16 protein-coding genes are annotated in these 20,883 nt (G+C 71.1%); 3 read left to right on the forward strand and 13 right to left on the reverse strand.

Features of this window, described 5'->3' with window-relative positions; all coding sequences use genetic code 11:
• Positions 1-16: 16 nt before the first annotated feature.
• From AB0B35_RS09955 to AB0B35_RS09965, 3 genes are read right to left on the reverse strand one after another with little or no spacing between them, the layout of a single operon-like run.
• The gene (locus AB0B35_RS09955; protein WP_361043047.1) at positions 17-835 is read right to left on the reverse strand and encodes a Nif3-like dinuclear metal center hexameric protein; all 819 of its coding nucleotides are present in this window, start codon (positions 833-835) and stop codon (positions 17-19) included.
• A gap of 50 nt (positions 836-885) precedes the next feature.
• The gene (locus AB0B35_RS09960; RefSeq protein ID WP_361043049.1) at positions 886-1,434 is read right to left on the reverse strand and encodes a flavoprotein; all 549 of its coding nucleotides are present in this window, start codon (positions 1,432-1,434) and stop codon (positions 886-888) included.
• Positions 1,431-2,657, reverse strand: a complete 1,227-nt coding sequence (locus AB0B35_RS09965) for a helix-turn-helix domain-containing protein (RefSeq protein WP_361043051.1) — start codon at positions 2,655-2,657, stop codon at positions 1,431-1,433. The genes AB0B35_RS09960 and AB0B35_RS09965 overlap by 4 nt, the downstream gene beginning before the upstream one ends.
• Before the next feature lie 228 nt (positions 2,658-2,885).
• Between AB0B35_RS09965 and AB0B35_RS09970 the strand changes: the two genes are divergently transcribed.
• On the forward strand, positions 2,886-3,608 hold the full coding sequence (locus tag AB0B35_RS09970; RefSeq protein WP_361043052.1) for a bifunctional DNA primase/polymerase: 723 nt from the start codon (positions 2,886-2,888) through the stop codon (positions 3,606-3,608).
• Positions 3,609-3,971: 363 nt separating this feature from the next.
• Here AB0B35_RS09970 and AB0B35_RS09975 read toward each other — a convergent pair whose 3' ends face one another.
• The 4 genes from AB0B35_RS09975 to AB0B35_RS09990 all read right to left on the reverse strand — a co-directional run bounded on the left by AB0B35_RS09975 (position 3,972) and on the right by AB0B35_RS09990 (position 8,211).
• Positions 3,972-4,922: a type IV toxin-antitoxin system AbiEi family antitoxin domain-containing protein gene (locus AB0B35_RS09975; RefSeq protein ID WP_361043054.1), complete on the reverse strand. Its 951-nt coding sequence runs from the start codon at positions 4,920-4,922 to the stop codon at positions 3,972-3,974.
• Positions 4,923-5,314: 392 nt separating this feature from the next.
• A complete protein-coding gene (locus tag AB0B35_RS09980) occupies positions 5,315-6,409 on the reverse strand; it encodes a branched-chain amino acid aminotransferase (protein ID WP_360520620.1) in 1,095 nt (364 codons plus the stop codon).
• A gap of 133 nt (positions 6,410-6,542) precedes the next feature.
• Positions 6,543-7,565 (reverse strand): 3-isopropylmalate dehydrogenase, encoded by a 1,023-nt coding sequence (locus AB0B35_RS09985; RefSeq protein ID WP_361043057.1) that lies wholly within the window; start codon positions 7,563-7,565, stop codon positions 6,543-6,545.
• A gap of 97 nt (positions 7,566-7,662) precedes the next feature.
• Positions 7,663-8,211: a GNAT family N-acetyltransferase gene (locus tag AB0B35_RS09990; protein WP_361043060.1), complete on the reverse strand. Its 549-nt coding sequence runs from the start codon at positions 8,209-8,211 to the stop codon at positions 7,663-7,665.
• Between the two features lie 130 nt (positions 8,212-8,341).
• Between AB0B35_RS09990 and AB0B35_RS09995 the strand changes: the two genes are divergently transcribed.
• Positions 8,342-9,217 (forward strand): alpha/beta hydrolase, encoded by an 876-nt coding sequence (locus AB0B35_RS09995; RefSeq protein WP_361043063.1) that lies wholly within the window; start codon positions 8,342-8,344, stop codon positions 9,215-9,217.
• A 122-nt stretch (positions 9,218-9,339) separates the two neighbouring features.
• Here AB0B35_RS09995 and AB0B35_RS10000 read toward each other — a convergent pair whose 3' ends face one another.
• From AB0B35_RS10000 to AB0B35_RS10025, 6 genes are all read right to left on the reverse strand, one after another.
• Positions 9,340-10,311 (reverse strand): hypothetical protein, encoded by a 972-nt coding sequence (locus tag AB0B35_RS10000; RefSeq protein WP_361043065.1) that lies wholly within the window; start codon positions 10,309-10,311, stop codon positions 9,340-9,342.
• A gap of 271 nt (positions 10,312-10,582) precedes the next feature.
• Positions 10,583-12,184 carry a phosphoglycerate dehydrogenase gene (serA, locus tag AB0B35_RS10005; protein ID WP_361043067.1) on the reverse strand — a complete coding sequence of 534 codons (1,602 nt, stop codon included), beginning with the start codon at positions 12,182-12,184 and terminating at the stop codon, positions 10,583-10,585.
• A gap of 322 nt (positions 12,185-12,506) precedes the next feature.
• Positions 12,507-13,517: a ketol-acid reductoisomerase gene (gene ilvC / locus AB0B35_RS10010; protein WP_360520640.1), complete on the reverse strand. Its 1,011-nt coding sequence runs from the start codon at positions 13,515-13,517 to the stop codon at positions 12,507-12,509.
• A 231-nt stretch (positions 13,518-13,748) separates the two neighbouring features.
• Entirely contained in the window at positions 13,749-14,267 is a 519-nt protein-coding gene (gene ilvN / locus AB0B35_RS10015; RefSeq protein ID WP_120318427.1) for an acetolactate synthase small subunit, read from the reverse strand.
• A complete protein-coding gene (locus AB0B35_RS10020; RefSeq protein ID WP_361043070.1) occupies positions 14,267-16,087 on the reverse strand; it encodes an acetolactate synthase large subunit in 1,821 nt (606 codons plus the stop codon). The genes ilvN and AB0B35_RS10020 overlap by 1 nt, the downstream gene beginning before the upstream one ends.
• Positions 16,088-16,267: 180 nt before the next feature.
• Entirely contained in the window at positions 16,268-18,715 is a 2,448-nt protein-coding gene (locus tag AB0B35_RS10025) for an EAL domain-containing protein (RefSeq protein WP_361043072.1), read from the reverse strand.
• Positions 18,716-18,848: 133 nt separating this feature from the next.
• On the opposite strand from AB0B35_RS10025, the gene ilvD reads away from it, so the two are divergent.
• The gene (ilvD, locus tag AB0B35_RS10030) at positions 18,849-20,693 is read left to right on the forward strand and encodes a dihydroxy-acid dehydratase (RefSeq protein ID WP_361043075.1); all 1,845 of its coding nucleotides are present in this window, start codon (positions 18,849-18,851) and stop codon (positions 20,691-20,693) included.
• Positions 20,694-20,883: the final 190 nt, after the last annotated feature.

The following is a 20,883-nucleotide window of genomic DNA, read 5'->3' on the forward strand; positions in this document are numbered from 1 at the left end:
TTGTCAAAGGCCACGTTCAGGCGACCGGGTCAAGTGTCGCGCAGGCGTGGAACCCGAACGGGTCGGTGGTCGTGTCGGAGACGATGGTCTCAAGTCCGGTCGCCGTACGCAGCCAGGCGGCCAGGGGTGTCAGCCAGGGCCGCTCGGTGGCGTAGTGCCCCGCGTCGACCAGCGCCGGGCCGCCCGAGGCCCGCAGGTCCGCGACGCGGTGGTGTTTGAGGTCCCCCGTCAGGTAGACGTCCACGTCGGCGGCGACGGCGTCGGGGATGAACTCGTCGCCGGACCCGCCGCACACCGCGACGGTGGACACCGGCCGGGCCGGGTCGCCGGAGACGCGTACGCCCCAGTTGGCGACCGGCAGCGAGGCGGCCGCGAGGTGCGCGAACTCGCCCAGGGTCAGCGGCGCGGGCAGGCGGCCGATCCGGCCGAAGCCGCAGCCCTCCTCGGTGGCCCGCAACGGGCGGGTGTCGAGCAGGCCGAGGGCGTCTGCGAGCGCGTCGCTGACACCGGGCTCGGCGACGTCGGCGTTGGTGTGCGCGACGTACAGCGCCACCCCGTTGCCGATCAGGTCGTGGATGATCCGGCCCTGGTAGGTCGTCGCGGCCACCGACGACACGCCGCTGAGCAGCAGCGGATGGTGCGCGATGATCATGTCGGCGCCGGTGTCGAGCGCCTCGGCGACCGTGCTCGGCAGCACGTCGACCACCGCCAGCACGCGCGTCACCGGCTGCTCGGGACGCCCGACGACCAGCCCGACGCGGTCCCACGGCTCGGCCCACCGCGGCGGGAACTCGGTCTCCAGCAGTGCGGTGAAAGACGCGACAGTCCAGGTCACCCGGACAGACTACTGCGCAACGGGCGCGGCCCCGCGTGGCGCGGGCGGCGTCAGGCTCCCGGCGGGCAGAGCTTCTCCACCGCGTCCAGGGCCAGCGCCCACGGGAACTCGTGGCGGTACGCGTCGCCCTCGCCGGGGGCGGGCAGTTTCAGCACGTCGTCGCCGTACAGCACGGTGATGCCCCAGCCGCGCAGCCGCACGATGTTCTCCTGGAACGCCGGGTGCCGGGCCATCGCCGCGTTGGTGAACGGCATCGCCACGATCGGCAGCCCCTTGCCCTGGCTCTCCACGATCAGCCCCAGGGCCAGCGTGTCCGCGATGCCCGCGCCCCACTTGTTCACGGTGTTCACCGTCGCCGGGGCCACGACCAGCGCGTCCGGCGACGGGAGCACGTCGGGATCACCCGGGTTCTTGTAGGTGCTGCGCACCGGGTGTCCGGTCAGCGCCGCGAGCTGCGGCACGTCGACGAACTTGCGCCCGTCCGGCGTGACGACCACGCACACGTCGTACCCGCGCTCCTGGGCGAGCCCGACCAGCAGCCCGACGTCCCGGGTCACCGGCGAGCCGCAGGCGATGACGTACAGCACGGGCCGGTTCACACACCCACCCCCATCTGTTCGGCCAGCTCGGCCAGCGCGGCAGTGGGCGTGCCGCGGGTGCGCCGCAGCACGTCGCTGAGCACCTCGTGGGCGATCGGGCGGCAGCGGATCTCTGCGGGCGCCAGCAGGTCACCCTCCAGCAGCATCTCGCCCGCCCGCTCGACGTCGCCGACCTGGGCGAAACCGCGCGCCATGTCGAGGTAGTGGTGGGCGCGGCGCTCGGGCAGCATCGCGTTGAACGCGGTCGGGTCCAGCCCGTCGTGGATGGCGATGGCCAGGCCGCCCTCGCCCAGCTCCACCGCCGCCGCGGCCCGGTGCACCAGCACGTTGGTCGGGCCGAAGCTGGTCCAGTAGTGGTTCTTGTCGCCGCCGAGCCCGGCCGCCGCGTCCTGGGCCGCGGTCAGCAGGTCGCGCATCGTCGCGCTGTCGCCGATGCAGGAGGCGGCCATCGCGCCCTGCAGCAGCAGGAAGCCGTACACCGAGAGCTGGTCGTCGGCGGTCTCGCCCGGGGTCGGGCAGAGCCGGTTGGCGATGTTGACGTTGACTTCGAGTGCCGCCCGGTGTCGGCCAAGCGCCCGCAGCGCGTTGGCGACCCGGGTGGTGGCCACCCCGGCGAGCAGCTGGTCGCCGGCCCGCTGCGACACCGCGATGGAGCGGTCCGCGGCCAGCCAGCTCAGATCCAGCTCGCCGAGCTTGCGCAGCACCGAGGACGCCAGCTGGTACACCTGGCCGAGCAGGTGCGCGGCCTCGCGGGAGTCGTCGGAGTGGGCGTACGCCGTGTCGGCGGCCTGGGCGTCGCGCAGCAGCTTGGGCAGCGCGCGGGCCAGCACGCCGTAGCGGCCGTGCTCCCAGGTCTGCCACGCGTGCAGGGCGGCCTTGCGCATCTCCGCGATCGGCGGCGGCTCGGCGGCCGCGTAGAAGAACGCGCTGATCTGGTCGTAGCGCTCCAGCGCGGAGCGGATCTCGGCGACCTCGATCTGGTCGATGCAGTTCATGCTGTCGGGCCGGCGCTCCGGGTCCTTGCCCAGCAGCAGCTGGACGTCGAGCTGGAGCACGTCGGCGATCTCGTACACGACCGAGAACTTGTCGAGCCGGCGCACGCCGCGCTCCACCTTGTCCACCCAGCTCTTCGACTTGCCCAGGCGGTCGGCGAAGACCTGCTGCGACATCTTCCGGCGGTTGCGCCAGTATGACACCCGGCGCCCTATCGGCAGCTCGTCCATCCTCCAGCCCTCCCCTCATCGGGTCGGTCTGACCGAGTCGCACAGTCTGTGCGCCCACATCCGGTCCGACACTCGTATCTTCAGATGCAAGTTGCAGTTGGACAATGCATTCAGACGGTTGCTCTGGACTGTTGTCGATGTAACGACGACTCGACGCATCGGTGACGGCTTTCGTGGATGTCGATCTCCAGGATCGATTCCCTTAACCCGGAAGAGGGGGTCGGACTCATGCGGTGGCCACAGGCGCCGTTCGGCAAAGGCCTGTTACGGCGGCGGTTGCGCCTGGCAGCGCAGCGTTTCGCCGAGCATGGCTGGGCGGTGATGCCAGGCGGATACTTCAACGGCCGGCGCATGGCCTGCGACCGCACGAACTGCTTCGCCACCAGCAGCCACCCGCTGTACGACGACTGGGAGACCCGGGCGAGCGTCAGGTCCGAGCAGTTCGACCAGTGGTGGAGCGAGCGCCCGCACGCGCTGCTGCTGCCCACCGGATACGCCTTCGACGTGCTGGAGGTGCCCGCTCTGCTCGGCTCACGGGCCGTGTGCGGGCCGCCGACCGGCCCCGGCCGCGCGACGTCCGCGGGCCGCGTACGCGGCCCCGTCGCGGTCACCGCCGCGGGCAGCTGGATGTTCCTGATGCGCTCGGGCGGCACGCTCGCCCCGGAACTGGACCACCGGGTCGACGTGGTGCGCCACTCCATCGGCTCGTGGATCCCCGCCCCGCCCACGGTCCTGCCCGACGGGCCGATCCGCTGGAAGGTGTCGCCGCAAAGCATCGGCTGGCAGCTGCCCGACCCGGACGAGTTCCAGTCCGCCCTGGTACAGGCGCTGGTGGCGCTCGACGCCTCGTTCCTGGACCTGCCTGTCACCGCACGCCGCCGGCTCGCCCCGAAAGCCCTGCCCCGGCCCGCCGCCCTCAAACCCACCCCGACCCTGCGCCGAGCAGTCTGAGCAGCAGTCCTGCCACCCCTCGAACCCGCCCGGTGACGCGCACCGGGCAGCGACCGCCCGTCAGCGCGGTCGTTAGGTGAGGTATCGAGGAGGTCCGACATGGCACCTGACAACGTAGAACGGCACCTGGCGCACGTCGAGTCCCAATTTGGGGTCATACGATCGTTCGCAGCACGCTGGGCAGGCACCCGACCCGCCGGCACCCGCCCGCACGGCTCCCGCCCCTCGGGATCCCGCCCCACCAGCACCCACCGCCCACCCCGCTGACCCCCTCCTTCGAGCGAGGGAAGGGCATCGTCGGCTCGCGTCAGCGAGACGAGCAGCAGCTCTTCCCATCGGTTTTCGTAGAGGAAGGGCATCTTGTTAACTCCGCACCACGCGCACGCTGGTACGGAACCCCTTCCTCAGGGTCGCGGCCTCGGCGACGATCCGGCGTACCTCTTCCGGGCGACCCGCCACGAACGAGGGCGTGAAGTGCAGCACCTGGACGCCGTGCCGTCCGAGCAGGTTGTGCCGCTCCAGCGAACGGGCCCAGTCCTCGGGGCTCAGATGGAACTCGCGGGAGTCCACCTCGATCGCCAGCGCCGCGCCCGGCACGTAGCCGTCGGGCGTGGGCAGCGGCGTGCCGTCCGTCAGCGCCAGCCGCGGATTCCACAGCACCGTGCCCAGTTCCGGCAGGTTGGCGAGCAGGGCACGGGCCTGCGCCTCGGGTACTGAGCGCGCACCTCCCGCAATCTCGGCCAGCACCTTGCGCACCACCGCGGTGCGGCTGCGACCCGCTCGCCGGATCTCCAGGTCAAGCCCCTTCAACGGCACCCGGAACCGCTGCACCGCCTCCGCCATGACCGCCCGGACGATCCGCAGCTCGCGCAGCTCACGACAGGTGTCGACGACCGCGCGGGCCGGGCTGGCCACCCGGTAGTGCTCGGTGTGGCGGGCACGGCTGTCCAGGGACAGTGCCCGCTTCACCACGGCGAAGCCGTTGGAACGGCAGCGGGTCGCGTGCGGGACGAGGAGGTTCACCTCGGGCGCGGGCGGCAGGGCGCGGAAGCCGTACCAGGACAGCGCGCAGGGGCCAGTGATCTGCGCGTCGGGGCCCGCGTACAGGGCTGCCGCGACGCGGCGCTGCTCGTCGGTGAGTGCGCCGCCGTGCACGCAGTAGACGCCGGCGAGCACCCGCTGCCAGCGGCCGGTCTGGATCCGACGGTAGATCATCATGTCGGTGTGCCCGGTGGCCAGCACCTGTGCGCGGGTGAGCAGTTGCTGCTGGCGGTGCGCCAGCTCGTCGAGCACGGGGGCGGAGTCGGAAGTCATGCACGGCAGGGTCGCCGTCGCCGCCACCGCGGACAACCACACGACCAGGCTCGCCTGTGGACGAAGCACCGCTTGTGGAAAACCGCCACCGGCGGTGTGGATCTGCTATGCGGCAACGCCGCCGAGCGGGGCGCCGCGCCTCCTCTTTCGCCGCGGTCCCTGCGTCTCTCTCGCTGAGGTTCCCACGTCATTCTCGCCGCGGCTCCCGCCTCTCTCGGTAGAGTCCCGCGTCTCGGTAGGGGTTCCCGCGTCGCGGCTGCGGCGTCGTGCGCCGTCGGCCGTTTCCGGCGTCCGGTCGCGACCTCCCAGCCAAAGGCACCCACGGCGTTAAGAAGGGCACCTTCTATAACGCGGAGCGTTAAGAAGGTGCCCTTCCTTTGTCCGAGACCTGGCTAGAGGGTGGTGGTCCAGCCGTGGGGGTCGGTCGCGCGGCCGTACTGGATGTCCACGAGGGTCTGGCGCAGGGCGGCGGTGACCGGGCCGGTGCCGCCGTCGCCGAGCTTGAACTCGCCGTCGACGCCGCGCACGGTGCCGATCGGGGTGAGCACGGCGGCGGTGCCGCAGGCGAAGGTCTCGACGATCTCGCCGCTGCGCGCGCCGTCGCGCCACTCGTCGATGGTGACCGGGCGCTCCTCGACCTGCCGGCCCTGCTCGCGGGCGAGCGTGATGACCGAGTCGCGGGTGATGCCGGGCAGGATCGAGCCGTTCAGCTCCGGCGTGAACATCGAGCCGTCCTTGCGGACGAAGAAGACGTTCATGCCGCCCAGTTCGTCGACGTACCTGCGCTCCACGGCGTCGAGGTAGACGACCTGGTCGCAGCCGTTCTCAGCGGCCTGGGCCTGGGCGAGCAGCGAGGCGGCGTAGTTGCCGCCGCACTTGGCCGCGCCGGTGCCGCCGGGGGCCGCCCGGGTGTAGTCGTCGGACACCCAGATGGTGACCGGCTTGAGCCCGCCGGAGAAGTACGGCCCGACCGGCGACGCGATCAGGCAGTACAGGTACTCGCGCGCGGGCCGCACGCCGAGGAAGACCTCGCTGGCGTACTGGAACGGGCGCAGGTACAAGCTGCCCTCGGCGCTGGTCGGGATCCACTCCTGGTCGATGCCGACGAGCTGCCGGATCGAGTTCAGGAACAGGTCCTCCGGCAGCGGGGCCATCGCCATGCGGTGCGCCGACTCGGCGAACCGGCGGGCGTTGGCGTCGGGGCGGAAGAAGCCCACCTGGCCGTCGGCCCGGCGGTACGCCTTCATGCCCTCGAAGATCTCCTGGGCGTAGTGCAGTACGGCCGTGGCCGGGTCCATCGGGATCGGCGCCCGCGCCTCGACGCGCGCGTCGTACCAGCCCTTGCCCTCGGCGTACCGGATGGTCACCATGTGATCGGTGAAGACCCGCCCGAAACCGGGGTTGGCCAGCAGCGCCTCGCGCTCCGTGGCCGATACCGGCTGCGAACTCGGACGGATCTCGAAGTCGATCGTGCCACCGCCACTCATGCGCGCTGCCCTCCATCGTTCGGGGATCTGGGGGAAAACTTACCTCTAACGGTCGTTCAACCCCAGCCCGGCCGATGACCTGGGCAGTTTGTACGCATCCACCCCGGTCACCGCGCGGACCGGAGCCCTGCGGTCATGCTACGAGTACGGATACCCGGTCGCCGACCTCGGCGGTGCGGATCGGCTCGCCGGTGCGCCCGGAGAGCTCCGTCGCCACGGCCTCCTCGATCTTGCGAGCCTCGTCGGGGTGGCCCAGGTGCTCCAGGCACAGCGCCACCGACAGGATCGCCGCCACGGGGTCGGCCTTGCCCTGGCCCGCGATGTCCGGAGCGGAGCCGTGCACCGGCTCGAACATCGACGGGAACGCCCGGGTCGGGTTGATGCAGCCGCTCGCGGCCAGGCCGATGCCACCGGTGACGGCGGCCGCGATGTCAGTGAGGATGTCGCCGAACAGGTTGTCGGTGACGATCACGTCGTAGCGCTGCGGGTTGGTCACCATGAACATGGCCGCCGCGTCGACGTGCTGGTATTCCGTCGCGATGTCCGGGAACTCCTTCGCCACCTCGGCGAAGGTGCGCGCCCACAGGCCGCCCGCGTGGGTCAGCACGTTGGTCTTGTGCACCATGGTGACCTTGCGGCGGGTCCGGCCGGCCGCCCGCGCGAAGGCATCGCGGATGACCCGCTCCACGCCGTGGCGGGTGTTCAGGCTCTCCTCGGTGGCGATCTCCGCCGGGGTGCCCCGGTGCAGGCCGCCGCCGGCGCCCGCGTACAGGCCCTCGGTGCCCTCGCGCACGACGACGAAGTCGATCTCGCCCGGCTTGACGTTCGCCAGCGGGCCCGCGGTCCCGGGCCACAGGCGCGACGGACGCAGGTTGACGTACTGGTCGAAGTCGAAGCGCAGCTTGAGCAGCAGGCCCCGCTCCAGCACACCCGGCGGCACGCTGGGGTCGCCGACCGCACCGAGCAGGATCGCGTCGTGCTGGGCCAGCTCGTCGCGCACCGAGTCCGGGAACACCTCACCGGTGCGGTGGTAACGCGCCGCGCCCAGGTCGTACGGAGTGGTCTCCACGCCCGGCAGCACCGCGTCGAGGACCTTGAGCCCCTCCGCCACCACCTCGGCGCCGATACCGTCCCCTGCCACGACCGCGATCCGCATGCCAGCCCGCTCCCTACCGCTCATGCCACATGTCTACCGAACGTTAAGCCTCACTCCCACCCAACGGTACATCCGTTCCACCATGTGGACTTCGCGGTCAGGGATTGCGGTGGTCGCCGAGCAGCCGGCCGCTGCGAATCAGGGGGCGCTTGGAGACGCCGCGTACGGCCCGCCCGGGCTCCTCGTCGGGCTGGCTGCTGCGCACGAACAGGGTCACCGTGACCGCGGGCGCGAAGCCGTTGCGCGACATGAGTGTCGCCGACGCGCTGTTGGACGACTCGACGTCGGTCACCACCCGACTCGCCCCGCCCGCGAACAGCGCCTCGCAGCAGGCGTTCACCAGCCGCCCCGCGATGCCCCTGCCCTGGTACGCCGGGTCCACCGCGATCCACTCCAGGTAGCCCCAGTCGTCGCGCAGCTCGAAGGTCTGCGAGCCGAGCACGAAGCCGACCACCTTGGCGCCGTCCAGTGCCACCCAGCACGCGCTGTCGCCGCTGTCCAGGTGCTCGGCGACGGCGGTCAGCGACCACGAGGTGTACGGCTTCACCGTCGTGTCGAAGACCCGGTAGCCGAGGTCGAGAACCTGGCGCAGGTGCTCGAAACCGACCGGCGCGATGACGATCTCGGTCTGGGACGACTCACTCATGCCGGAATGCTGCCACGAACCAGTCTCCGGCGGCCGGATTACCACTGTGACCTGGGGCAGTGCGCGAGCCCTGAGGCACTGTGAGATAACTAACCGATCGGTCGTTCTTATTGATTGCTAGCCTGCCGTCATGAAGGCAGCGATCCTGATGACCGGGCGGCTCCTCAACGCCACCGCCGTGCTCGCCCCGCCCCTCGCCCGGCGCATGGCTTACCAGCTCTTCTTCCGCCCGGCCGGGCGCGCCGCGGTCCACCCTCGCGAGCAGGACGTGCACACGGCGGCCACGGTCGGACAGGTCGATCTCGACGGTGTCGCGGTCGCCACCTACAGCTGGGGCGACGGCAGCCGGCCGGTGCTGCTCGTGCACGGCTGGAGCTCGCGCGGCTCCCGGTTCGCCGGGATGATCGCCGACCTGCTCGACCGCGGCTACAGCCCGGTCACCTTCGACGCGCCCGGCCACGGCGACTCCGGCGGCACCACGACCAACCTGCTCCAGTACGAGCGCATCATGCGAGCACTGCAGGAACGGCACGGCGACTTCGCGGCCGTCGTCGCGCACTCCTTCGGCGTGCCCTGCGCCTTCCACGCGCTGCGTACCGGACTGCGCGCCGGCTGCCTGGTCGCGGTCGCCGGTCCGGCCGAATTCGACCACCTCGTCACCGAGTTCACCCGGCAGTTGCGCCTGCGCCCCTCACTCGCCCGGCACCTGCGCGAGCACTCGGTGCGCGACATCGGCGTCGCCGACCTGTGGCAGCGGTTCTCCAGCGTGCACGAACCGGCCGCGCTGGCGGTCCCGCTGCTCGTCGTGCACGACACCGACGACGACGTGGTCGGCGTCGACCACGCCCACCGGATCCACGCCGCCTATCCGGGCTCACAGCTGCTGATCACGAGCGGGCTCGGACACCGCCGGGTCCTCGGCGATCCGCGCATCGTCGACCCGGTCGGCGCCTTCCTCGACGCCCACGCTCCGGTCGCCGTCCAGCGATCCGCCTACCCGTTCTGACACCGCAATCACCGCGAACCGCCCATGACAGCAGGCGCAGTGCGTTGATCCGTTTTCGTGGACGCTGGACGCCCTACAGGGGCACCGGGCGTCCACAAAAACGGATCAACGGCCGTGGCCGCTCACCACCAGCCCCAGCCGCCCTGCGCGCCGGACGCGGGCGGGTGGGTCGCCTGGTAGGCCAGTGCCGCGGCCAGCAGCCCGTCGGCGGGCTCGCGCAGCAGGTGCTCGTCAACCACGATCCACCGGTCGCCGCCGCGCAACCCCCACAGCAGATACCGGCGTGACCAGGCCGGGTAGGTGCTCAGCGCCACGATCCGGTCCGGGTCGCGCACCTGCACGGCCAGGCCCACGCCGTCGCGCGTGTTCGGGCCGACGGCGTGCAGGCCGACGACCTCGGTCCAGGGCACGGTGACCCGCAGCCGCCGGATCCAGATGCCCGCCTCGTCCACCCGGACCGCGGGCCCGCGGTCGAAGGGCCGCAGCCGGTACGCGTGGACCAGGCTGATCAACGCAGGCACGAGCAGGGTGAGCGCCCACACGATCGCCCAGCCGCGTAGGGCGCCCCAGTCGAACGGCTCCCCCGGGAACGCCTCCGCCTGCAGGTCACGCTCCATGTCCCACGTGTCGATCATCAGGTACAGGTACACGACCGGCACGCCGAACAGAGGGATGGCGATGAGCGGCAGGCCGATCCCTGACTGCCGTCCTTCCGTCGGCACCGCGCCGCGGGTGTCCCGCAGTGCGGCGGCCACCCGGGCGGGCGCGACGGTCCGGGCCCACCGGCCGCGGGCGATCTCGACGCCCATCAGGGCGGCCGACGCGAGCACCATGGCCCCGACGCCCGCGAGGCGCACCCATGACTGTGCCGGGCCGTCGGCGCGCCAGGTGACCAGCAGCACCACGGGCACGAGCGCCAGGACCAACCAGGCCGACCACCTGCTGCCGCGCAGCCAGGCGTGATGGCGGGCGATCATGGCGTCCTGCACCGTGGGATCTGCGGGCACCGTTCCGGCCCGGCCCGCACGACGGGCTTCCTCGCGTCGCGCCACCGGCAGGTCCCGCCACGCGGTCATGGGCTCGGTCATCGGCATGACCGGCATTCTGCTGCCCGGCCCCGGTGGCCGACGAGAGGAATCATGCCGACGAGAGTGCGCCACTCGGGCAAGAAATTCTGCCCTGGTACGCAGTTCGGCCCGGTGAGCTGCGGCAACAGCTCACCGGGCCGAACGGTGCTCGTCTGGCTGCTCGTCACCCGCCGCGGCAGGGGTCACCCGAAGACCCGTCCCGAACGCGTGACAAGCGTGTCCGCAGTGGACACCCGTGCAGGTTACCCAGCGGACAACACGCTACGCAAGCGCCTGCTCACTCTTCGGTGAGATCAACCGCGCTGACCGACGCCGCGCCGATGTTCTCGGCGGCACGCTGCAGCAGGTCGGCCGCGACCGGCGAGTCGACGGTCAGCGTCATCAGCGCCTCGCCGCCGGCCTCGCGCCGGGCCACCTGCATCGCCGCGATGTTCACGCCGACCGCGCCGAGCACGGTGCCGACCGCGCCCACCACACCGGGCCGGTCCGCGTAGCGGAAGAACAGCAGGTTGCCGTCGGCGTCCAGCTCCAGGTCGAAGCCGTCCAGCTCGGTCAGCTTGATCTGCTCGCGCAGGCCGTGGGTGACCACCGCGCCGGCGACCGAGACGGTACGCCCGTCCGGCAGCGCGCCGCGCACCGTCACCAGGTTCTTGTGCTCGTTGACCTCGGGGTTGGTGGTCAGGTCGATCTCGACGCCGCGGTCGGCCGCGATCAGTGGCGCGTTGACGTAGGTGACCTGCTCCTCGACGATCGCGCTGAACAGGCCCTTGCTGGCGGCCAGCTTCAGCACCGACACGTCGTGCTGGTTGACGATCTCGCCCCGCACCTCGACGGTGACACCGGCGGCGACGCCACCGGCCACGGCCGTGAAGACCTTGCCCAGCTTCTCCGCCAGCGGCAGCAGCGGCCGCACCTCCTCGGCGACCAGGCCGCCGGCCTGGACGTTGACCGCGTCCGGCACGAACTCGCCCTGCAGCGCAAGCTTGACGCTCTTGGCCACGGCCAGGCCGGCCTTGTCCTGCGCCTCGTGCGTCGACGCGCCCAGGTGCGGGGTCGCGACCACGTTGTCGAACGCGAACAGTGGCGACGTGGTGCACGGCTCCTTGAGGTACACGTCGACGCCGACGCCGGCGACCCGGCCCTCGGCCAGCGCCTCCGCCAGCGCGTCCTCGTCGATCAGCCCACCGCGCGCGGCATTGATGATCCGCACGTCGGGCTTGACGAGCTGGAGCTCCTTGGCGCCGATCAGGCCGACGGTCTCCGGGGTCTTCGGCAGGTGGATCGAGATGAAGTCGCTCTCGCGCAGCAGCTCCTCCAGGCCGACCAGGCGTACGCCGAGCTGGGCCGCGCGGGCCGGCTGCACGTACGGGTCGTACGCGATCAGGCGGGTGCCGAACGCGGCGATGCGCTGCGCGAACAGCACGCCGATCCGGCCCAGACCGACCACGCCGACGGTCTTGCCCTGCAGCTCGACACCGGTGTACTTCGAGCGCTTCCACTCGCCGTTCTTCAGCGCCGACGACGCCGAGGCGGTGTTGCGGGCGACGGCCAGCAGCAGCGCGATGGCCTGCTCGGCGGCCGAGACGATGTTGGACGTCGGCGCGTTGACCACCATCACGCCACGGGCGGTGGCGGCGGGCACCTCGACGTTGTCCAGGCCGATGCCCGCGCGGGCGATGACCTTCAGGCGCGGCGCGGCGGCGATGGCCTCGGCGTTGATCTGGGTGGCACTGCGCACGATCACGGCATCGGCTTCGGCCAGCGCGGCAAGCAGTGCCGCCCGGTCCGTGCCGTCGACGTGACGCACGTCGAAGTCGTGCGCCAGCACGTCGAGCGCGGCGGGAGCGAGTTCTTCGGCAATGAGAACGACGGGAGTCACAGCTTGCCTCACGGAGAGAGTTGGATGACTTCAGCCCGGTTCGCCGCACTGCGTGTCGGGCCCTACCCCCGCGATGCTACGGGCTCGCGGGCGCTTCGCAGGTCCAAGCCACCGCGTGACGGTACTCACGTTCGTGCTGCTCAGTCCGTTTCCGGCGCTCTTTGGAACCGGTCAAGAACGCGCTGCGCGCGCCGGAAAGCGCTGACCGGGCGAAACGGCATGATCAAGAAAAACCGGGCCGTACCCAGGGATCGCCTGGGCACGGCCCGGTAAGCCCGCCCGCAAGGTTGCGCGGCCGGACACCTATGGGAGAGGAAAGTCTTTACGCGGTCTCGGTGATCGGCCGGTCGACCCAGCTCATCATGGCTCGCAGCTTGGCGCCGGTCTCCTCGATCGGGTGCACCGCGCCCTGCTCCTGCAGCTTGGTGAAGTTCGGGCGGCCGTTGTCGTCCTCGGCGACCCACTCGCGCGCGAACTCGCCGTTCTGGATCTCGCCGAGGATGCGCTTCATCTCCTCCTTGACCCGGCCGTCGATGACGCGCGGGCCGCGGGTGACGTCGCCGTACTCGGCGGTGTCGGAGACGCTGTAGCGCATACGGGCGATGCCGCCCTCGTACATCAGGTCCACGATCAGCTTCAGCTCGTGCAGGCACTCGAAGTACGCCACCTCGGGCGCGTACCCGGCCTCGGTCAGCACCTCGAAGCCCGCCTGGACCAGCGCGGACGCGCCACCGCAGAGGACGGCCTGCTCACCGAACAGGTCGGTCTCGGTCTCCTCCTTGAAGGTGGTCTTGATGACGCCGGCCCGGCTGCCGCCGATCGCCTTGGCGTACGACAGGGCCAGGGCCTGCGCGCCGCCGGTCGGGTCCTGCTCGATGGCGATCAGGCAGGGCACGCCCTTGCCGTCGACGTACTGGCGGCGCACCAGGTGGCCGGGGCCCTTCGGGGCGACCATCGCCACGTCCACGTCCGCGGGCGGGGTGATCAGGCCGTAGCGGATGTTGAAGCCGTGGCCGAAGAACAGCGCCTTGCCCGAGGTCAGGTTCGGGGCGATCGACTCGGCGTAGATGAAGCGCTGCGCGGTGTCCGGCGCCAGCAGCATGATGACGTCGGCCTCGGCCGCCGCCTCGGCCGGCGTGACCACGCGCAGGCCCTGCTCCTGCGCCTTGGCGCGGCTCTTCGAGCCCTCCTTGAGCCCGACGCGCACGTCGACACCCGAGTCGCGCAGCGACAGCGCGTGGGCGTGACCCTGGCTGCCGTACCCGATCACCGCGACCTTGCGGCCCTGGATGATCGACAGGTCCGCGTCGTCGTCGTAGAAGATCTCAACCATTCTCGTTCCCTCTCAAGGTCACTCGCCGGGCCAGGGCATCTTCGCCCCGACCCCCGGCGGCAGGTGCACGCGGCCATCCCGCGTCCCACCAGTTGATCGTCTCGTCCCGCCCGGCCCTCCCCTGCCGCAACTCTTAAAGACTTGCGGCCTCGGAGGGTTCGGGATGCCGCGACTCTTTGAGAGTTGCGGCGGGAGTGGGGCGGGCCCGGAGGCCCGCCGCCGGGTGGGTGGTCAGGCGGCCAGGCGCAGGGCCGGGTTGGCGGTGATGCTGCGCGAGCCGCGGCCGATGGCGACCAGGCCCGACTGCACCATCTCCTTGATCCCGTACGGCTCCAGGTCGCGCAGCAGCGCGTCGAGCTTCTCGGCGGTGCCCGTCGCCTCGATGGTGAGCGCATCCGGGGCCACGTCCACGACCTTGGCCCGGAACAGCTCGACCGTCTCCAGCACCTGCGAGCGCACCGGGCGGTCGGCCCGGACCTTCACCAGCAGGAGTTCGCGCTGCACCGCGGTGCTGGCCTCCAGCTCCACGATCTTCAGCACGTTGACCAGCTTGTTGAGCTGCTTGGTGACCTGCTCCAGTGGCTGCTCGTCGGCGTTGACGACGACCGTGATGCGGGAGACCTCGGGGTGCTCGGTCTCCCCCACCGCCAGCGAGTCGATGTTGAACCCGCGCCGCGAGAAGAGCCCCGCCACGCGCGCCAGCACACCGGGCTTGTTCTCGACGAGCACTGAAAGCGTGTGCTTACTCATCAGATGTCATCCTCGTCGAAGGTGGGACGCACGCCCCGGGCGAACATGATCTCGTCGTTGCTGGTGCCGGCGGCGACCATCGGCCACACCATGGCGTCCTTGCCGACCACGAAGTCGATGACCACGGGCGCGTCGTTGATCGCCATGGCGGCCTCGATCGTCTTGTCGACGTCCTCGGCGGACTCGCAGCGCATGCCGATGCAGCCCAGCGCCTCGGCGAGCTTCACGAAGTCGGGGATGCGGTGCTTGTGCGTGCCCAGGTCGGTGTTGGAGTAGCGCTCGTTGTAGAACAGCGTCTGCCACTGCCGGACCATGCCCAGGTTGCCGTTGTTGATGACGGCCACCTTGATCGGGATGCCTTCGAGCGCGCAGGTGGCCAGCTCCTGATTGGTCATCTGGAAGCAGCCGTCGCCGTCGATCGCCCACACCACCGCGTCGGGCCGGGCCACCTTCGCGCCCATGGCGGCCGGGACGGCGTAGCCCATGGTGCCCAGGCCGCCGGAGTTGAGCCAGGTGGCCGGCTTCTCGTACGAGATGAACTGGCTGGCCCACATCTGGTGCTGGCCGACGCCCGCCACGTAGACCGCGTCCGGACCGGCGATCTCGCCCAGCCGCTTGATCACGTACTGCGGGGCGAGCGTGCCGTCCTCCGGCTCCTCCCAGCCCAGCGGGTAGCGGGTGCGCAGGTCGTTGAGCTGCGCCCACCAGTCCTCGCGAGCCGGGTGGGACTCCGCCTTCAGCGCCGTGATCAGCTCCTCGATCACGTGCTTGACGTCGCCCACGATCGGCACGTCCGCGTGGCGGTTCTTGCCGATCTCGGCCGGGTCGATGTCGGCGTGGATGACCTGGGCGTCCGGGGCGAAGCTGTCCAGCTTGCCGGTGACCCGGTCGTCGAAGCGCGCACCCAGGGTGATCAGCAGGTCGCTGCGCTGCAGCGCGTACACCGCCGACACCGTGCCGTGCATGCCGGGCATGCCGACGTGCTGGGTGTGCGAGTCGGGGAACGCGCCCCGGGCCATCAGCGTGGTGACCACCGGGATGCCGGTCAGCTCGGCCAGCTCGCGCAGCGCGTCGGTGGCCTGGGCCTTGAGCACGCCGCCGCCGACGTACAGCACCGGGCGCTTGGCCGACATGATCAGGCGGGCCGCCTCGCGGATCTGCTTGCCGTGCGGGTGCAGGGTCGGCCGGTATCCGGGCAGGTCCAGCGTCGGCGGCCAGCTGAACGTGGTCTGCGCCTGCAGCACGTCCTTCGGGATGTCGACCAGGACCGGACCGGGGCGGCCGGTGGCCGCCAGGTGGAACGCCTCGGCCAGCACCCGGGGCAGGTCCTCGGCGGACTGCACCAGGAAGTTGTGCTTGGTGATCGGCAGCGTGATGCCTTGGATGTCCGCCTCCTGGAAGGCGTCGGTGCCGATCGCCGGGCGGGCCACCTGGCCGGTGATCGCCACCAGCGGCACCGAGTCCATGTACGCGTCCGCGATCGGCGTCACCAGGTTCGTCGCGCCAGGGCCCGACGTCGCCATGCACACGCCGACCTTGCCGGTGGCCTGGGCGTACCCGGTCGCGGCGTGCCCGCCGCCCTGCTCGTGGCGGACCAGGATGTGGCGCAGCTTCGAGTCGAACAGCGGGTCGTACGCGGGAAGGATGGCGCCGCCGGGAATCCCGAAGACCACCTCTACCCCGAGCGCCTCCAGCGACTTGACGAGGCTCTGCGCGCCGGTGGCCGCGACGGGGGCGGACTGGGCGCTGGTGGCGGCGGGGGGCGCTGATCGTTGCGCCGCGGCCCGCTGGGCCAGGGACTCCGGGCTGGGTCTAGTCATTTCCGATCACCTTTGGCATCTGGAAGGTCTCAGGGCGTCCGGCCAACAAAAAAGCCCTCGTGCAAAGTTCGCACGGGGGCCAGCGCACTCTCGTCAGTTTGAGAGTGCGCTCAGGTAAGTACTCGGGCGGACGGCCGAGAGGTCGACATGGGCTCAGCTTGACGCATCTCAGCCGCTGAGTCAACTGCTCCCGGATGTTGGGACGACCGTGTCGTGACGTCCCGCTGAGCTGCCGCTCGCCTCGCTGACGCGAGACGACGAGAGCCCGCCGATCGGCTGCGTCAGCGGCAAGGATTTGGCTGGTGACGTGCTGCCTCCCGAACCGGTCGCGCTGCTCGGCAGCGTCTTGGTCGGCGGCGGGCCTGCGTTCGCGGACGGCGCGCTCGGCAGTGGTTTGGGCGGGGCTGCGGGCAGGGCTTTGAGCCCCCCGTTGGCCGAGGACGCCAGCCGGGCCTCCAGGTGCTCGGCGGGCACGCCCATGCCGAACAGCTGGCCCTGCCCGTACGGGCAGCCGGTCGCCTCGACCAGGCGGCGGTGGTGCGGCTCGCTGATGCCCTCGGCGATCACCTGCAGGCCGAGGCGCTGACCGAGGCGGACCGCCACATCCACCATCGGCGCGCCCGGCCCGTGGTCGGACGGCGCGTCGATGACCAGGTCACGGTCGATCTTGAGGATGTCCACCGGCATCTGCCGCAGCTGCCCCAGCGAGGAGTAACCCGCTCCGAAGTCGTCGAGCGCGATACGCAGGCCCAGCGCGCGCAGCGCGGCCAGGGTGCGCCGGAACTCGTCCAGGTCGGTGGCGACGGCGTGCTCGGTCACCTCCAGCACCAGCCGCGACGGCGGCACCCGGTGCTTGCGCAGCACCTCTTTCACGCCGGTGACGTACTTGGTGGAGTGCAGCTCCCGCGGGGAGATGTTCACCGACACCCAGACGTCGTAGCCCTCCTGCACCCAGCGCGACAGCTGGCGGCAGGCCTGGTCCAGCACCCACGCCCCGAGCGCCTCGATCTGGCCGGTCTCCTCGGCGATCGGGATGAACTCCAGCGGCCCGACCGGGCCCAGCTCCGGATGGTTCCAGCGGATCAGCGCCTCCGCGCCGACCGGGCGGGTCGAGGGCAGGGCCACCACCGGCTGGTACGCCAGCGACAGCTCCTGGCGGTCGATCGCGCCCCGCAGCTCGTGCTCGATCGCGGTGCGGCGGCGCAGCTGCTTGTCGTACACCTCGTCGTAGAGCTCGACCCGGTTCTTGCCGCGCTGCTTGGCGGCCCGCAGGGCCAGGTCGGCGTTGCGCAGCAGGGTCGGGATGTCGTCGGCCGCGCCGCAGCCGGCCAGGCCGATGCTGGCGGACAGGAAGATGTCGGCGGCCCCGTGCTGGTACGGCCGGGACAGCACCGCGAGCAGCCGCTGGGCGACCTTCGCCGCCTCCCCGGGCCGGCTCCACATCAGCACCGCGAACTCGTCGCCGCCCAGCCGCGCGGGCAGGTCGCCGGGCCGCAGGTTGAGCCGCAGCCGCTGGCCGACCTCGATCAGCACCGCGTCGCCCGCGTCGTGGCCGCGCATGTCGTTGACGTTCTTGAACCCGTCCAGGTCCAGCGTGAGCAGCACGCACGGCGGCCCGCCGGCCGCGTCGAGATACATCGTGCGCAGCAGCCCTCGGCGGTTGGCCAGGCCGGTCAGCGGGTCGGTGTGGGCCAGCTCGCGGAAGTGCGACTCGCTGTCGGCCAGCCGGTTGTTGGCCTTGCGCACGTCCACCACGGCCAGGTACTGCCGGCCGACCATGAACAGCCCGTTGACGATGCCGACCAGGGCCGTGACCGGCTCGATGCCCATCCCCCGGCTGTAGCCGAGCACCACCACGAAGGAGATCGTGATCACCGGCGCGAGGCCCGCGGCCAGGCCCGAACTCGGCGACACGGACTCGGCGTCGCTGGCCCGCGGCGGCGGCGGCGGTCCGATGAACCACAGCGCCGCGCCGATCGGCAGGGCAGCCGCCGCGACGACCACCACCAGCGGCGCTCCGTAACACGCGCCTCCGGCGATCGTGGTCATGCCGACCGCCATCAGCCCCGCGCCGACGCAGTGCCGCAGTAGCGGCCCCTGCCGAAGCTGCGCACGCACCAGCAGCACCGCGCTCAACCCCAGCACCACCGAGCACAGGATCGTGGCGACCAGCACCGGCACGCAGGCACCCGGCAGGGCGTGGTGCCCACCGGGCTTCACCGGCGCCAGCAGGAAGGTCCACGCCACGATGAACAGGCCCGACGCCACCATCAGCGATTCGAGCATCAGCCGCAGGCGCGCGCCGTCACCCACCACCTGATCGGTGATCTCCAGGAGCGCGGCGACCAGCAGCAGCGCGGCGATCGACGCGGGAAGGCCGAGCAGGCCGCCCAGCACCATCCGGCTGCTCAACAGGTCCACCCAGCCGTCCGGCCAGCCGGCCGTGTGCACCCAGGCGATCGGGGCGGCGAGTGCGTACACCATCAGCGCACCGGCGCTGAGCCGGTTCGCGCGGACGACCAGGCCGTGCTGGTCGACCAGCCGATTCGTCGCCAGTGCCCAGACCACAGGCACAGCGGTCAACACGCTCGCCAGTACGGCTATCGCGAGCCCCGGGGGGAGGTCCACGTCACCACTCTGCCGCAGCGGTGAGCACAAAGCGAGACACGTTGTGCGACATTCCCGCATCACCACCGTCCCGGGGTGTGGACACAGCAACGCTGAGCTGGGCGCGTGCTCGGACGAGTGACACACTTACGACATGCCCGAGCTGCGTTCCCGCACCTCCACTCACGGTCGCACCATGGCCGGCGCCCGCGCGCTGTGGCGTGCCACCGGTATGACCGACAGCGACTTCGGCAAGCCGATCATCGCCGTCGCCAACAGCTACACCCAGTTCGTGCCGGGGCACGTACACCTCAAGGACCTCGGCGGCCTGGTCTCCGACGCCATCGCCGAGGCCGGCGGCGTGGGCCGCGAGTTCAACACCATCGCCGTCGACGACGGCATCGCCATGGGCCACGGCGGCATGCTCTACTCGCTGCCCAGCCGCGAGCTGATCGCCGACGCGGTCGAGTACATGGTGAACGCGCACTGTGCCGACGCGCTCGTGTGCATCTCCAATTGCGACAAGATCACGCCCGGCATGCTGCTCGCCGCGCTGCGCCTGAACATCCCCACGGTGTTCGTCTCCGGCGGCCCGATGGAGGCCGGCAAGACGGTCGCCGTCGAGGGCGTCGTGCACACCAAACTCGACCTGATCGACGCGATGATCGCCGCCTCCAACGACGCGGTCAGCGACGAGCAGCTCGGCCAGATCGAGCGGTCCGCCTGCCCGACCTGCGGTTCCTGCTCCGGCATGTTCACCGCGAACTCGATGAACTGCCTCACCGAGGCGATCGGCCTGGCCCTGCCCGGCAACGGCTCCACGCTGGCCACCCACGCCGCCCGCAAGGCGCTGTTCGAGCGGGCCGGGTCGCTGATCGTGGACCTGTGCAAGCGCTACTACGACGGCGACGACGCCTCCGTGCTGCCGCGCGCCATCGCCACCCGCGAGGCGTTCGAGAACGCGGTCGCGCTCGACGTCGCCATGGGCGGCTCCACCAACACGGTGCTGCACCTGCTGGCCGCCGCCCGCGAGGCGGAGCTGGACTTCGGCGTGGCCGACATCGACGCCGTCTCGCGGCGGGTGCCGTGCCTGGCCAAGGTCGCCCCGAACAGCCAGCAGTACCACATGGAGGACGTGCACCGGGCCGGTGGCATCCCCGCCCTGCTCGGCGAGCTGAACCGGGCGGGGCTGCTGCACACCGGCGTGCACGCGGTGCACTCGCCCGACCTGGCGGGCTGGCTGTCCGATTGGGACATCCGCAGCGGTGCGACCCTGCCCGAGGCGGAGAAGCTGTTCCACGCCGCGCCCGGCGGGGTGCGCACCACGCAGCCGTTCAGCACCGAGAACGTGTGGTCCACGCTGGACACCGATGCGGCCAACGGCTGCATCCGGGACCTGGCCCACGCGTACTCCGCCGACGGCGGCCTGGCCATCCTGTTCGGCAACCTGGCCCCGGACGGCGCGGTGGTGAAGACCGCCGGTGTCGCCGAGGAGAACCTGCGCTTCACCGGCCCGGCGAAGGTGTTCGAGTCGCAGGACGACGCGGTCACCGCCATCCTGGGCGGCGAGATCGTCGCCGGCGACGTGGTCGTCATCCGGTACGAGGGCCCGCGCGGCGGCCCCGGCATGCAGGAGATGCTCTACCCGACCTCGTTCCTCAAGGGCCGGGGCCTGGGCAAGGCGTGCGCGCTGATCACCGACGGGCGTTTCTCCGGCGGCACCAGCGGCCTGTCCATCGGGCACATCTCGCCCGAGGCGGCCGGCGGCGGCCTGATCGCGCTGGTCGAGAACGGCGACACCATCGCCATCGACATCCCCGCCCGATCGATGGTGCTGGAGGTCCCTGAGCAGGTGCTGGCCGAGAGGCGTATTGTTCAGGACAAGCGGGAAAAACCGTACACCCCGGTCGACCGGCAGCGCCCCGTGAGCGCGGCTCTGCGGGCGTACGCGTCGATGGCCACGAGCGCCAGCGACGGCGCGTACCGCCGCGTCCCGTAACCCTCGACTCCCCCGCAGGCTCGCCCCCGCGGGAGGACTCCCTCACGCTGGTTGGCCATGAACCCACAGTTCATGGCCAACCAGCGTGCCCTTTTCCCGTCGATCATGAACTTATGGCACGGCTCAGCGGCGTGTCGCGACCACAACTTCATGATCACCCAGCCGTCGAACCCTGGGCGATCATGAGGTT

It is taken from the genome of Catellatospora sp. NPDC049133 (assembly GCF_040648455.1).
Taxonomy (GTDB): Bacteria; Actinomycetota; Actinomycetes; order Mycobacteriales; family Micromonosporaceae; genus Catellatospora; species Catellatospora aurea.